This is a genomic window from Paenibacillus naphthalenovorans (genome assembly GCF_900099895.1).
In the GTDB taxonomy this organism is placed as follows: Bacteria; Bacillota; Bacilli; order Paenibacillales; family NBRC-103111; genus Paenibacillus_G; species Paenibacillus_G naphthalenovorans.
This window is the reverse complement of sequence record NZ_FNDY01000047.1, coordinates 1-15,223: the sequence shown is the minus strand read 5'-3', so window position 1 is coordinate 15,223 and position 15,223 is coordinate 1. Positions and strand designations below refer to the sequence as shown.

The 15,223-nt window shown below is 41.7% G+C and carries 11 protein-coding genes; 5 read left to right on the top strand and 6 right to left on the bottom strand.

From position 1 onward, the window contains the following. Nucleotides 1–2: 2 nt before the first annotated feature. The 5 genes from BLT35_RS24575 to BLT35_RS24555 all read right to left on the bottom strand — a co-directional run bounded on the left by BLT35_RS24575 (nucleotide 3) and on the right by BLT35_RS24555 (nucleotide 5,427). Nucleotides 3–1,253 (bottom strand): restriction endonuclease subunit S, encoded by a 1,251-nt coding sequence (locus BLT35_RS24575; RefSeq protein WP_074730050.1) that lies wholly within the window; start codon nucleotides 1,251–1,253, stop codon nucleotides 3–5. A gap of 18 nt (nucleotides 1,254–1,271) precedes the next feature. Further along, nucleotides 1,272–3,284: a type I restriction-modification system subunit M gene (locus BLT35_RS24570; protein ID WP_074730049.1), complete on the bottom strand. Its 2,013-nt coding sequence runs from the start codon at nucleotides 3,282–3,284 to the stop codon at nucleotides 1,272–1,274. Nucleotides 3,285–3,487: 203 nt separating this feature from the next. Continuing rightward, a complete protein-coding gene (locus BLT35_RS24565; protein ID WP_074730048.1) occupies nucleotides 3,488–4,219 on the bottom strand; it encodes a hypothetical protein in 732 nt (243 codons plus the stop codon). Next, nucleotides 4,209–5,087 carry an ImmA/IrrE family metallo-endopeptidase gene (locus tag BLT35_RS24560; protein ID WP_074730047.1) on the bottom strand — a complete coding sequence of 293 codons (879 nt, stop codon included), beginning with the start codon at nucleotides 5,085–5,087 and terminating at the stop codon, nucleotides 4,209–4,211. Before BLT35_RS24560 ends, BLT35_RS24565 begins: the two co-directional genes overlap by 11 nt. After that, nucleotides 5,071–5,427, bottom strand: a complete 357-nt coding sequence (locus tag BLT35_RS24555; protein ID WP_074730046.1) for a helix-turn-helix transcriptional regulator — start codon at nucleotides 5,425–5,427, stop codon at nucleotides 5,071–5,073. The genes BLT35_RS24560 and BLT35_RS24555 overlap by 17 nt, the downstream gene beginning before the upstream one ends. Nucleotides 5,428–6,244: 817 nt before the next feature. On the opposite strand from BLT35_RS24555, the gene BLT35_RS24550 reads away from it, so the two are divergent. From BLT35_RS24550 to BLT35_RS24535, 4 genes are all read left to right on the top strand, one after another. Beyond that, nucleotides 6,245–7,102 carry a ParB/RepB/Spo0J family partition protein gene (locus tag BLT35_RS24550; RefSeq protein ID WP_074730045.1) on the top strand — a complete coding sequence of 286 codons (858 nt, stop codon included), beginning with the start codon at nucleotides 6,245–6,247 and terminating at the stop codon, nucleotides 7,100–7,102. Next, complete coding sequence (locus tag BLT35_RS24545; RefSeq protein WP_074730044.1) at nucleotides 7,095–7,688, top strand: site-specific integrase; 594 nt, start codon at nucleotides 7,095–7,097, stop codon at nucleotides 7,686–7,688. The genes BLT35_RS24550 and BLT35_RS24545 overlap by 8 nt, the downstream gene beginning before the upstream one ends. Beyond that, the gene (locus BLT35_RS27250; RefSeq protein ID WP_074730043.1) at nucleotides 7,679–8,032 is read left to right on the top strand and encodes a hypothetical protein; all 354 of its coding nucleotides are present in this window, start codon (nucleotides 7,679–7,681) and stop codon (nucleotides 8,030–8,032) included. The genes BLT35_RS24545 and BLT35_RS27250 overlap by 10 nt, the downstream gene beginning before the upstream one ends. 220 nt (nucleotides 8,033–8,252) lie before the next feature. Further along, nucleotides 8,253–13,784 carry a DUF4011 domain-containing protein gene (locus BLT35_RS24535; RefSeq protein ID WP_074730042.1) on the top strand — a complete coding sequence of 1,844 codons (5,532 nt, stop codon included), beginning with the start codon at nucleotides 8,253–8,255 and terminating at the stop codon, nucleotides 13,782–13,784. 732 nt (nucleotides 13,785–14,516) lie between these two features. Here BLT35_RS24535 and BLT35_RS24530 read toward each other — a convergent pair. After that, entirely contained in the window at nucleotides 14,517–14,720 is a 204-nt protein-coding gene (locus BLT35_RS24530) for a helix-turn-helix domain-containing protein (RefSeq protein WP_254777665.1), read from the bottom strand. Nucleotides 14,721–14,954: 234 nt separating this feature from the next. Here BLT35_RS24530 and BLT35_RS24525 point away from each other — a divergent pair, with 234 nt between their 5' ends. Further along, complete coding sequence (locus tag BLT35_RS24525; RefSeq protein WP_074730041.1) at nucleotides 14,955–15,170, top strand: type II toxin-antitoxin system HicA family toxin; 216 nt, start codon at nucleotides 14,955–14,957, stop codon at nucleotides 15,168–15,170. Nucleotides 15,171–15,223 lie beyond the last annotated feature (53 nt).

Genomic DNA, 15,223 nt, shown 5'->3' with positions numbered 1-15,223 from the left:
ATTCACTCCTTTCCTGCGAGCATCGGATCAGTTGATACCACCATCTTCTCCCGCACGTCGATTTGGCCGGTTACGGCAACAGTGATAAGGGCTTGGCGGTATTCTCTGATGACATCCACTTGCTTTTCTATCAAGGAAACTAACCGATCCAACCTCTCGGTATGAACTGAAACAAATTTTATGATCTCATCACGTTCTTTCTTATCTGGAAACGGAAGTTGGAGTTCCTTGATATTTGAAGAAGATATAGATGCCAAATTTGTCGTTTGTTTTGATTTCATAATAAAATACCGTTTTGCAGGTTCTGACGAAGTATAAAGGTTAATCCAATCAGAGTAATTGATATCCTTCGGACGAACTGCAAAGACATGGTTTTGATGGAGACATGGATCAATTTCACCATTCCAACGAGTGCCACGCCCTAGCTTATCAAAGTCACCACCTTCGTTCATTAGAACATCGCCGTTCCTTAGAGAGTAACGTTCTACTTCATGCGGCATTACAGAAATTGTAGTAACCTCCGAAAGGTCAAGATATCCATCTTGAACGTTAGCCACACGTAAGTATGGGAGTTCAACTGTTTCTCTATCTGAAAGATTCCTACCTTTGGTTACACCCGATCGAACCTTTGCAATAAACTTTAGTCGAACGATATTCCAATGCTCGGGTATTTGCCCTAACCATTCAATCCCCGAATCTTTCAACGCAACGTTGGGATTAAGACCTTTTGTCACTGCCTCTGTGATGAGGGCCTGACGCTTCTCTTGCAAGAGATCGATCAGGCGCTGCTTTTTCTCGATAAGTTGGTCGAGTTTTGCGGTTTGTTGGTCGAGATAGAGGGTAATGAGCCTTTGTTCCTCAATTGGAACCAGTGAGCAAATTTTATTATACGCATATTCTCTACTAAGTCCTGGTACTCCAGTATCCTGGCTATAAACATCTAGCTCTAATGTTTGTAACAAATAATAAAGCCATTTTAGATCGTGTTTAGTGTGTCGTTGATCAATAAAATAAGTTGTGTCGATTGGAAAACAAGGGGTTTCAGAATACACAATTTTACCAAAAGAACCTTTTCTCCCTACGATAATCGTTGGTCCACAAGTTATTGCTCGCTCATGAAAACCAACTATTCCATTTGAACCATAGACAGGAATAGTTCCTTCCTCATTTCTCCTAGCAGAATCTAAAGACTCCCCATATTCAAGCTTACAAATTCGTTTAAGAGGAATCATTTTAATATTATTTGATTTCAATTTTGAGATTCCCCCACTTCATACAATTGTGTGTTTCAATAATATTGCAATTTCATCTTCTAAAAACTTAATCTCCCTCTCTATCTCCTCCAATGGCCGTATCGGTGTATATTCATAAAAATGCCGGGTAAACGGAATCTCGTAACCGATCTTCGTTTTGTCATCGTCGATCCACGCATCCGGCACGAACGGCTGCACTTCCCGCTCGAAATAATCGTGAATGTCCTCTTTCAGCGGAACATTTTCGTAATCCCGTAGTTCCGGATCGGGTTCGGGGTTTCCTTTTGTATCAAGACAAACATCAGCTGTCTCATCACGTTCGGACAAGGCAGAGAGAATCGCCTTTTGGATCGGCGCCTCAAGCGTCTGGCCAGCTGACTTGAAGGACTGTTTTAACATCTTTACAAACTCATCCCGATTCTTGTAAACCTTGTCCGATCGCATCGATAACAGCACGTCCAAGATCTCTTGCTGGCGCTTTTTGCCTGCCTCGATTTCCGCTTTGGCCAACTCACCCTTCTTGCGGGATACTGCCAGATTTTTAAACGCAAACTGCTCCTTGAGCAGTTCGATGTGCACATCGGAAACTTGGAAGTTCAGACGCAGCGGCCGCTCGACCGTAATCCGACGATAGCCGAAGTCGGCGTTATCAAAAATTTTGCTGTATTTACCCTCCTTAAAATCCCCGTGAATTCTGGTGATCTCGTCGATATGGGCATCGGACAGCTCATTGCGCTTGTCGCCAAGGCTTTTGCGCATCTTCTGAAAGAACGACACCGTATTGATGAGTTGGATTTTTCCTTTGCGACGGGTACTTTTCCGGTTGGTGACGACCCATATATAAGTTGAAATGCCGGTATTGTAGAACAGTTGGTCCGACAGTGCTACGATCGCTTCCAGCAAGTCATTCTCGATGATCCAACGCCGGATATTGCTTTCCCCGGATTCTGCACCTCCGGTAAAGAGCGGGGAACCGTTAAAAACAATGGCCAAACGGCTTCCCCCTTCCGAGACCGGCTTCATTTTCGAGATCATGTGCTGAAGAAACAAAAGCGAACCATCGTTGATACGCGGTAGACCCGCGCCAAATCGCCCGCTGTATCCAAGATTTTCGTATTCCTCCCGAATCTCCTTCTCAACCTTTTTCCATTCTACGCCGAACGGAGGATTACTCAGCATATAGTCGAACTTCTCGTGCTTCAGTTGGTCATTTGAGAAACTGTTTCCAAACTTGATGCGGGACGCATCCTGACCTTTGAGCAGCATGTCCGCCTTGCAAATCGCATACGATTCCGGGTTCAGTTCCTGACCGAACACTTTAAGCTGCGCATCCGGATTCAGTGCATGCAACACTTCTTCAGCCACAGACAACATACCGCCTGTTCCGCATGCCGGGTCATAAAGCGTGCGAATAATGCCCTTTTTGCGCAGATCGGCGCTTTCGTCGTCGTTATAAAGCAGGTATACCATTAGCTTGATGACTTCGCGGGGGGTAAAATGCTCCCCGGCCGTCTCATTCGATTGTTCAGAGAATCGCCGGATGAGTTCTTCGAAGATATAACCCATTGTCATGTTATCGATGCGTTCCGGATGCAGATCAATCGCCGCAAACTTTTCCACCACCTGATACAATAGATTGGCCTCATCTAGGCGACGGATTTGGTCAGAAAAACTGAAATAGTCCATAATGTCCCGCGCATCATCCGAAAAGCCTTGAATGTAGTTCGTCAGGTTGGCTGCGATGTTATTCGGATCGGCCAGAAGTGATGCAAAATCGTACCGGCTGATATTGTAAAACTTCTGTCCGGCTGCCCGCTGTAGAACGGGACCCATTTGCTGGATATTCTTGGACCGCAACTCTTCCAGGCGCTTCAGGACGGTTTCTTTGGTAGGAGCAAGTACACAATCCAGACGCCGAAGAACAGTAAATGGCAGGATGACCTTGCCGTAATCGGATTGCTTGTAATCGCCGCGCAATAGGTCGGCTACAGACCAGATAAAATTGGCCATTTCACGAAAATTAACACTCATGATGTTTTCCTCTCTCAGTTATATGTCATAGATTAGGATAAAATCGATATAATAAGAACAAATTCGACAAAGATTAGTTCAATCCCTTTCACTTTCTATCCACCGATCATCTTCTTAAGAGAATAAGACCTCTACGAGACTTCCGCTTCGTTCGAGGTCTTATTCTTGTACGATCCGTTCGAATTAGTGGTATACTCGAGTGTTTAATATCTCGGTGTCGGCTTGCCGGTACTTCGATTTACATATTCCTGATACAGGGATTGCATCGCTTGTATGAACTGCCCCCATTCCGGATTAACCCTTCTATCATTCTCCGAAAGATAGTACAGGTATTTATACATCGCTTTGAGTTCCTTCGAATCCGTCATCTTCATAGCATACATATAATAGATAAGTTCATACGCCTGTATAGCGCTAACCGAATCAAGCCCGATTGTATTTTTGAAAGGTTCCGATAGTAGACGCAATGCTCGCGAATCCCTGGAACAGAAGTAAAGCAACTGCTTGGTCGCAATGTGGGCCAACGATTTCACTTCGCCGCGGTCGTCCTTGTTATCGATTTCCGGATCGTACGCCGTATGCTGTGCGATCTGCAATTCGATCATGGCTCGATAAGCAGATTCGCGCTCATCCAAATCCTCATCGGACAACAAAATCATCTGCCCGTTGTCGATCCTATCTTTCACATAAGTTCTAGTTGATGAGGTGACAAGTTCATCATACACCGCTTCATGGATTGCCAGATAAGGAAAAGTGACAAACAGAGGTTCTAGCCAAAATTTTCGAAAGGCTTGAAACGTTATAGCTTGAGCGCCTCGGACTTCCTTAGTGCGATCAGGCGGAATGAGAAAGTTCGCGTCAACCGGAATGATCTGCGCAAAATCTTCGATTAGGGAAATCAATGCCGAATTGGCCTGCCGTACATTAATCTTCATCAGATTCCTCCGTGTACAGCAACGCCAAATCCTCGTCTTCTTCCTCCGCGATGCTGTCCTCCAGACCAAAATCCTCCAACGTTTTGTGGAACAATTCCAGATCTTCCGCCAATTCTGCACGGGAAATTAAGGAAGCTTCGAAATTTTCGATTAACTTGTTCAGGTTTTCACCATCGGCGCCGATTTCCCTTGTTCTCGTATTCAACTTTTCGAATACGGACGGATTGATGACCATACCGTACTTCCAGTACATTCCTACAGGGTTTCTTGAATCTTCGGTCATTAATGCCTCAACCTGAGACGTTTTGATCGATTCAATTTCATCCAGGCGCCGAACAATCGCTTTATACGGCAACCGATAATCGCAATGAATCTCCGCGATCAATCTCAGCAAATCGGAATGCCGCCACCCATGTAACCGGATCGTGCCGTTGTTTTTTCGTTTGATTTCGTATATTAACCCTTCGGCAGGAAGCAGTAATTCGGCTGCAAACAGATTTGCTCTCGCTTCCCGAAGCTCGTTCGGTTCATCTTCAATTCGACACACAACCATCTCGGATATTTCTTCAATATGGTGAAACAATTCATGAGCAATAAAAAAAATTTGCTTATCCACGTAATCATCCGAGTTAATTCCGATATACCGCATGGTGTGTCCGCCTTCGCTCGACGCCACATACAACGCGGAAAAAGGATTCGTGTTCGCAGGTGACTCGGCAATTGGATACCTGACGAGTTGAATATTTAACGTACGCAAAAGTTTGAAAATATTGTCCCCGAGTGGGCCCATACCCAACTCGTAAGTTCGTCGCAGTTTTTTGGCGAGCTCCGCGATTTCAAACCGTTCATGATCATGGAGTCGTTTCAACGCTCATTCTCCTCAAACGGTCATGTTTCCGAAGGCAAAGCATCATCGAAATCATACGCTCGAACCCATCCTTTTCCTCTGGGGTTTTGGCTTCGCCCATCATCGCCATAAATACCTTTTTGTTGTCTCCTGCTTCCATGATATCGTCGTAACCAAAATCAAGTACATCCATCAACGATTCGATCTGTTTGATTGAAGGCACATAAGCTCCATTTTCCAATCGGCCGATCATTTGATAATTCACGCCGGTAAGCTCACCTAATTCTTGCTGCGATTTGCCTTGCGCTTTCCTTCTCTGCTTGACGATCAGCGAGAGCTTATCCAGCGAGATCTTACCCATATGTAATCACCCTTTTCCATAGAAATGATCGATTCAGTCTGTATTATAGAACCGAAGGCATCTTTCTCTAACTAAATTATACACAAAATATCTACAAACATCAATTTGGCGTCTCGTTAATATTATAAATACGAAAATGAGATCGAATCAGCCGGAACAATAAGCAATTCAGGCAACTTTCAGGTGACCTTGAGGTGAACTTTAGGTGACCTTTGGGCGACTTAACCAATTATTCAGGCCGATGGCCTGCTTATTTTCAATCTGATGACTATCAGCATAAAACGAAAGGCCCGATTTGGGTAGTGATGCATTCACTTTCCTAAATCGGGCTTTTTTTATTATTCAAAGCCACGGAGTTTTGATGAAAATCAAAGCCTGTGGCTTTTTTACATAGATCTGATTGGCCGTCTGACGGATTTTGCAAGTCGATGATAGCCATACTCTCCCCCCAAAGATCGCTTGCGGTCGCGGATGGCTGGAAAAAGCGGAGAAAACGAGGAGACCGGACTACAAGTCACCCATCCGGGCTTGGTCAAACCTCAGGAGTTGAGAAGCACATTCTCGGCAGTTTAGACCTTGGTATTGACGCTAAGGCTGACGCCAATACTCACCTACTACTCATTCAAAGCTTCGCTCTTAGAAAACACGCTTCTTACAAACAGAAATGAGATGGAACACATTTATTGTTTTCAAACCCTTACCCCGCTTCTGTTTGTAGAGCTTTATATAGATGCTGACGACTGAGAATCCACGAGGATCATGGATTCCACTAATGTCACAGGTATGTCCAATTTCAATAAGGAGGTAAAAGTCGATTATGGATCAATCACATGAATTTAGAAAAATTGATGATTTATCGGAACATCCACAGTACCATGCATATTATCCAGCAGTTTCTGAATCCACCATACAAAGGTTCATTGCCGCAATTCAACAATCCAATTACATCAGTCCGCTCATCATAACGTCGGAAAATGTCATTCTCGACGGCCACCATCGCTGTTGGGCAGCCAAACGAATGGGAATCGAAACCTTACCGGTAACAGTTAAAAAGATTTCAGAGGAGGAAGCGAACTACCTTTTAACAACATACAACTGTGCAAGAAACAACACTAGGGAAGAGAAAATATTTCTAGCAAAACGAATTAAAGCGGCTTTGGAGTATCACGGCATTAAACCAGGACCGAAAAAGTGCCACGATGGCACAAAAGTAACTGCCGATGATATCGCGAATATGTTCGATATGTCCCGTAGAGCAATGTTTCGGGCTTTAAAGCTTCTGGATATCATTCCAGAACTACAAAATAAGTTTAGGAAAGAAGAGGTTGGAATTCGATCGGTTGAAAAAATTGCAAACGAACTCGATGAACAACAACAAAAGACACTTTATTTGAAGATAATCAATCAAAGATTGAAAGAAGAGGGCTTACTTCCCCTCATTGATGAAATACATGATGAAGCAACCTCGAGGTCCGAAGCACCATACCCACTTTCAACGAAAGTAACCAGTAAGAAAATGAAAGTGATAAAGGACGCAGAAAAAGATCTTAGAAAGCTTCATGAAAAGGTCGTTCTTCATACACAAATATTCAGAGAAAATCCTACAGCTGTGCATTTGATTTTATCGGGGTTGGAGGAAATCAAGCGTGAATTGGAGGGGATCAGCAATGGGTAAAACCACGCCCGAAGTCCAAGTCGAGAAGATCTTCAAGCATAATCGCCAGCTCAGTTTTAAATCTCGTACCCGCTACAAGATCTCATGCTTGGTTTTCGCTAATTTTTTGAGTGAACGATATAGACTGCAAAACATCCGCAACATTTCCGATAAGCATCTCGCTTCATATGTATCTTTCCGTCAAATTGAGGGGATTTCCGCTAAAACGATCAAGAACTACTTAAGTGCTGTCCGATTCCTTCATTCAAAAATCGATTCACCTCGATTCCAACTTTCATCAAATGAGGAGATTTTCGAACAGTTTGAAGTAGTGATTGATCAGACCTCATCCCAGGGAAACCGGGCATGGACAAATGAAGAATATATCAACTTTATTAATATCGCCGTCCAATCCGGGAGACAAGACGTTGCTGATGCAGCCGTGCTTTGCAGGTATATGGGATTACGAATCTCCGAAGCCGCGGCGGTCAAAAGGGCGCAGGCCGAACATGCGCTCGATCCGGGTTTTATAAGGTCGGATCTGAAGCGAAAAATGGAAAGGAGCGGGTCATCCCTTTATCCACCGAAGCGAAGGACATGTTTTTAACACGTCTCCCCTTAATCAAACGAGGAGATAAGCTATTTGTTGTAGAGAATCAGAACACCCATAATATTGTTCAGGATTTTGAAAGGTTTTTGTCCAGGGTTAGAGACCAGATTAAAACAAAGGAGGGGATAGCGAAAAGATCATACAAAAAAGGACAGGCCATTGTCGTGAACAATTTAACCTGGCACGGATTGCGCTATTCTTACATCCAGGATAGGGTGAGACAACTGCAAACCTCGGGTTTAACCGGTGAAGAACTAAAACGGATACTTTCCAAAGAAATCGGCCACGAGAGAACAATTGTCATTGATGTTTATGCTGGGAAGGGTTTTTCCTACTTATAATTGGGGCTTTTCAAAATCTATGTTTCAGCCGCATCGCATTTCCGGTGCGGCTGTGACTATTCTCTATCTTATTGTTGTTTAGCTCTTTCATAGAGTTTGTTGAGATTTGGCAATTTGCGACTGGTCGAAAGAAGGAGATCTTTGTCAATTGTTGAACTTAATAATAATTAGTTAGCTTTTTACATACATATGATTTAGTCCTAATGGCTGAGGTGTTATTATGGCTGCAATTGATGTCCGCATAGATAAATGGAAGAAGCGTCTTCTTGATTTGGGCAAGAAAAACAGACTCATCAACTATCGAGAAACCAAACGTTCCAACATCAAGATAGTAGCCCCTGATCTTGCTGAATTGTTTAGACTGCTCGTCGTTAATGAAACAGCTTTAGAATTCCCATTCCCATTTGAAGATTTTGATGACGATGAAGACGAAGTTAGTGAACCATATACTTCAACTGGCGATTTACAAACCAATCAAACCATCAAAGAGCAACAGAAAACATTAAGAAATCTTAGAAACAAAGCAAAGACAGCACTTGAAGAGCAAGGTGTCAACATCCTATATCTTTCATTTGGTTTCTTGAGATGGAAGGAGAACCAAGACTCTGATCAGATCATCACCTCCCCCATCGTACTTGTTCCGGTATCACTTACACTAGAGTCCATTACCTCGCCCTTCGTCCTACGTCTACATGAAGACGAGGTCGTGGTTAACCCAACATTAAAATATAAAATGGAACATGAATTCGGAATTACATTACCTGAATTCGATGCACACGAAGATAGCATTACCGAGTATCTCAACAACCTCAATAAATCTGTTAATAAAAACAAATGGGAAGTTGCTTTTGAGACTGGATTAAGCCTGCTCTCTTTTTTGAAAATAAATATGTACGAAGACCTGGATAAGAACCAGGATAAGATAAAGGCACATCCGGTACTTCTCGGATTGGCTGGAGACAGAAGCCAAATCAAAACACTGCCTGCAGAATTCAATCAGTATGATCACGACAGGAAGACTCGGGCTATTGATACATTTCAAGTCGTTGATGCAGATTCTAGCCAGCAAGACGCCATTCTTTACTCCAAGAAAGGTGTCAGTTTTGTGCTGCAAGGGCCCCCTGGTACTGGAAAAAGCCAGACCATTACAAACATAATCGCTGAGAGTCTTGCTGAGGGAAAACGAGTGCTATTCGTTTCGGAGAAGATGGCAGCACTTGAGGTTGTACACAAACGATTGACGCAAGCAGGCTTATCTGATTTTTGTCTCACCCTACATAGCCATAGAGCTAATAAGAAGGAAGTCCTAAACGATCTTGGAAATACATTGGCTCTTAGTAGATTTAAAGTTCATGATGAGGCAGTCTCCCAACTAGAATTACTTGAAAAGCAAAGGGAAAAATTGAACCGTTATATTACTGAACTTCACACTCCCATCCAGCCTCTCAATCTAACACTATACAGTGTTAATGGGAAATTAGCTAAGTTATACGAAACTCCAGATGTCATTTTCTCCATTGACAATGTGGGCGAAACGACACCGGAGAAGTTGAATAGATATATTTACCTTTTGAATGAACTCTCCAAAACCATCGGAAAAATGACGGAGGACTACGCACTCAACCCATGGAGAAACTGCATAGTCCCCAATGTTTCGCACGAACTTCGGCATGACATTGAAACAAACTTAAGGAAGTTGGCCCCCCCTTTCCACGTACTTGTAGAGAATTTTAATAAAGTTAATAATAACTTCGAACTGAACAGGGATTTGACCCTGGCTGCAACAGAGGATATCCTTGAGATTTTCGATATCTCGGAGAAATCACCAGGAATTCCGATTCATTGGATAACTACTGAAGATATTACTCCGCTTATTCAGCAAGCGGAGAAATATCTTGCAATGAAAAAGGAATATGAAGATTACCAGTCCGAGTTAGGCAAAATTTATGATAACGATTACTTCAATCTGCAAGCTGAAAATACAAAATCACTACTCTTATCAAGGGTTACAACAGTTAAGCCTATATTAAATGAGGATAGTTTTCCAAGTGACAATGATATTTTGAGGTTCGCAAAATCGATCATTAATGAACTGACTTCCATATGCGGAAAAATAGAAGCTGCTTCAGCCGCGGCAGAAAGTATTTTTGAAACATTAAAAATTCCTTATAAAAGATCGATCATGGGTTTAGAAGCACTTCATACATTATTGAGCTTCATTCTTCTAAATCCAAGACCTACTGAGGCATGGTTTGACCCTGGTAAATATAATGCTATTAAGAAGTTGTCAGAAGAAGCAAAGAATAAGTACGATCAGATCAACAATCTCACAACATCCATAAGCAGCCGCTTCGATAAAGAGATCTTTGACATTGATTATTCATCTATGCTGAAACGATTCAAGATTGAATACACTACTTGGTTCAAGGTTTTTAAAAGGAGCTACAGAACAGATAAAAAACAAATTCGTGTTTTGATGAAAGATAATTCTCAGAAGTTCGATGATCAAACCATTATCTCTGTCTTAAATGAATTAAAAGAAATCGCTGATATTCATTCTTGGCTAAATGAAAATGAAAAGATACTTACTCAATTATTGGGAAGCCATTATCTTGGGAAAATGACTGATTGGGGGCTCTTGGATCAATCGTTCAAACAATTCTCAAGCATTCTCAACTGTTTCTCAGGTGAGCCTATTCCTGTTAACATTAAAAACTTTCTCGTTGATGGAGAAGCGAATTATCAGGACATTAAAACACGACATGAGAAGCTTGGTATCATAAAAGACCCTGATCTGGTTCTTACTCTTCAAAGGATACTGCCATCTACATCCGATTATAAGAATTTGGATGTATCAGTACTTCTTGAAATGGTTACCGGTGTAATGAATTCACTTCAAGTACTGGATGGATTGTTTACAGAAGTGACTAAGCATAGTCATAAAGAACTTTCATATGACGAAGTTATAGATGATCTCTCCAAGTTGGAAATTATTCAGATTATTGATCGCACAATCAATAAGGAGAGCTATAACCTAAAAGAAAACTTCCAGAGTTTCTTCAACGGTAGTATCCAAACTGATTGGGGCTCCATCTTAGGATCATTATCTTGGGCCGGAGAATTTAAGAAGTTACATGAGAAGTATTTATTGCCACAGAACTTTATTGCTCGCATTTGTTCTGATTCCTCATATGTTGCAGAGGTCTCTTCTTACAAGAAGATTCTTAAGGATAGCTTGAATCATATACAGAAAGAATGGCGATGGTTTGCAAACCTCTTTGACAATGTAGAGGAGTTACAACGAACAGACTTAACCTCCATCTTATTAAAGATCAGCAAATGTCTGAACAACATATCATCTCTGGAAGAATGGATTGATTTCCGTAGCATCAGGGATGAGTGTAAGAAAGAAGGATTGTCGGAGTATGTCCAGAAAGTAGAAGAACTCAAGATCGACAAAGATCTGATAGTCGGTACATTCCTTAAGCGTTTCTATCGACTGTGGGTAGACTCTGTAATCTTAAAGTTTCCTGCAGTTAATTCTTTCCGTAGCCGCAGCCACGATGAGATCATACGGGAATTTAATCGCCTCGATATAACTCAACTTTCCTTGGCAAGAACAAGGATAAAAGAACGTCTTGTCTCAAGGTTGCCAGATTTGAACATGGCAACAATGGCTATGGATGAGATTGGAATATTAAAGCGTGAACTAGGCAAACAACGCAAAATACTTCCACTACGGAAACTATTCAAGGCGATACCCAATTTATTACTTACTCTAAAACCATGTTTGATGATGTCTCCCCTTTCCGTAAGCTTATTTCTCGATGCAGAGAACTATAACTTTGATGTGGTAATCTTCGACGAGGCATCACAGGTTTGTACTGAAGATGCAATAGGAGCAATTATGAGGGGGAAGCAAGTCATTATTGCCGGAGACAATAAACAGCTGCCACCAACCAACTTCTTTGCCGCGAATACTTCAGATGGAGACTTTGATGGCGATGGAGCAGACGATGAAGAATTTGACGATACCGACGCATTTGAGTCTATTCTTGATGAATCCCTTACTGTTCTGCCGGAGCGAACACTAAGATGGCATTATAGGAGTCGCCATGAACACCTGATTGCTTTCTCAAACGCCAAAATTTACAATCATAATTTAATCACATTTCCTTCTCACATTGATAAAGTTCCTGACCACGGAGTCGAGTATATTTATGTTGAGAATGGAGTTTATGATCGTGGCAGTAAGAAATGTAACGTAAAAGAGGCAACACGTGTGGCTGAATTGGTTTATGAGCATTTCCGCAACTACCCTGAAAGATCCCTAGGAGTTGTCACTTTTAGTGAAGCCCAACAACAGGCCGTTGAAACAGCAATCCGTCAATTGCGTCTTCAAAATCAGGAATTTGAAAAATTCTTCAATGAAGATAAAGAAGAAGCGTTTTTCATAAAAAACCTTGAGAACGTGCAGGGGGATGAACGCGATACCATTATCTTCAGCATTGGTTATGCAAAAGATTCAAATGGCATTATGTATATGAACTTCGGGCCTTTAAGCAGATCCGGCGGCTATCGTCGGTTGAATGTTGCAATAACTCGAGCTAAATATAATGTTAAACTTGTTGGATCGATCCGGCCAACAGATATTAAATTGGAGAGCACAAATGCTGAAGGTGTAAAGATGTTACGATCTTATATAGAATTTGCAATGAATGGGCCCGATGCAATTCTTAATGAGCTGACATATTCCGATTCGGTTAACGTTGACTCTCCATTTGAAGAGTCTGTGTATGACTTCTTAGTAAAGAATGGATTTATGGTTGCTACTCAAGTTGGTTGCTCCGGATATCGAATCGATCTTGCCGTTAAACATCCTACGTTAAGTGGCAGGTTCGTCCTTGGAATAGAATGTGATGGAGCTACATACCACTCTGCTAGAACGGCTAGAGAACGTGACAGGTTGCGTCAGACCATCTTGGAGGACATTGGTTGGAAAATCTATCGTATATGGTCAACTGACTGGATTAAAGATCCTATTACAGAAGGTCGTAAATTACTGGATGCTGTCAACAAGGCCATAAGCGAGTACAAGGAAAGCAATGTTAATTCTGGATCAATGCATAAGTTTCAAAGCGAGCTCTTACAGCAAACGATTGGTATCGAAATTATAGAGAACCCCACGGATCTTGGCGAACATACTTACGATAACCCTTATTCCTTTGACTACTATGAAGAAGCTAATGTCTATGAGGTTAAACGTTATTCCGATGATACGACTTATCTTAAGAACGTGATTAAGTATGTTGTCGAAAAGGAATACCCAATCCATTTTGAATTGCTGTGCAAAAGAGTTGCCAGGCTGTTGGGCAATCAAAAGGTAACAGTAAAAGTGAGAGATTCAGTTAACTATGTAATCATTAAATACCTTACCGATAAGTTGATGAGAAAGGGTGATTTCCTTTGGATTAAGGGAGCTGAAAACATAAAAGCCAGGGTTCCACTTTCAAATGACGTTGGAGTAAGATCAATCAATCATATTTCCAAAGAAGAGATCGCTGAGGCGATGCTACAAATAGTTAGTAAAAGTTTTGGAATCACTACAAACGACCTTTATTCAGTTACAGCTCGGGTATTCGGATTCAGCAGAACCGGCGGCAATATTAGCAATGCAATGCAACAAGCTTGCGATTATCTCGTTGAATCAGGGGTTGTTAAGAATTCAGGCGGCAAAATTATGTTAGTGTAGAGAAGGAGAGGTTTATATTGCCTCTCCTTTGTTTTTAGTTTACCCATCGATAGATACGGGGATCCTTATCATCAATTAGTTCAACAACCGTTTTTACAAAAATCGCCTAAACTGAGAGGCATATAGGTTAGTATAGTCGAACAATCTTCCGCCCGTCAAAACAATGAATGCCGAACTTTTAAGAATAATAACCAGTTGACCAAGCCGCGTTCTACCGGAACGGTTGAAGGATCGAGCCCGTCTATTGGATGACATTAAAAACTGGTATACAGTGCGGTACCGCTCCGTACAGTATCAGAAATATTTCGTATTCAGAGTCAGATAAGCCAGGAACCCAATAACCACGCGGTTTTTCCATCCGCATCGAATACTAAAATGCAAAAAAGAGACCTAACACGGTCTCTTTTCTGATGGTATTGGTGGAGACGAACTTACACTCTTGGAAACCCTGTACATTAGATATATCAAAGATAAAGACAAGCATCACTTTTAATTATCGACATAAACTAAAAAAATCATTCCTTCTTAGTTGACGATTACAAAGCGAAATAATTGTATGAAAGTACGTTAACAAAGGAAGAATCGCAATTTTCGTCATTTCGCTGCCTTTCGTAAATATCGGTATCACGAACGGTATCATAAATCTCCAGGGACTATTCCTTGGAGTTTTATCTTTTACCGGGGTGATCTAAGAATAACCGATGATTAAGCTATAATCAGGGTTAGACCATTCTAACGAGTCTCCAGTTCAGCAATCCATTGCAAATATGCTTCTCTCCGAATACGGCGACTGTTTCCGGATTTGAAGCTTTTCAACTCTCCTGATGTGCAACGCGAATATACTGTGTTCGGGTGCCATCCCATCAGATCAGCGATCATCTTCACGGTGAGGATATCCGGCAAATCATCCATCTTAACATGACTTTTGCGTTTCATTAAACACACATCCTTAAGGCTTAATTTATTACGCATATTATACGAAACTAATATAAAGAAAAATAGTGGATAAAAATTCCCCCATTGTGGGCAACGAGGGCATAAAAAGCCATTGAGTATGGAGTAAAAAAATTCATGAAACACAACTCATTAGCGCGTATTTTTATGCGCATTTATTTATTTACACGCATTATAATGCGTGTTATAATTAAATCAAGAGAGGAGGTAACGCGATTGGGGAAACAGGTTAAAGTAAGAGATGCTATTCGTGCCTTAAAGAAAGCAGGATTCATAGAGTCCCCGAATCACGGTAACGGAACAAGTCACAGACGATACATACATAAAGACGATCCGAAACGATTCGCTGATATCAGCTACCACAGCGGCGGCGAGGTGATTCCCAAAGGGACACTAAAAAACATAGAACGCTCATCCGGGGTTACATTCTAACCCCGGCTTTCCCACAATCGCGTTACCTCAAAGAATATTGATCGAGGAGTGTT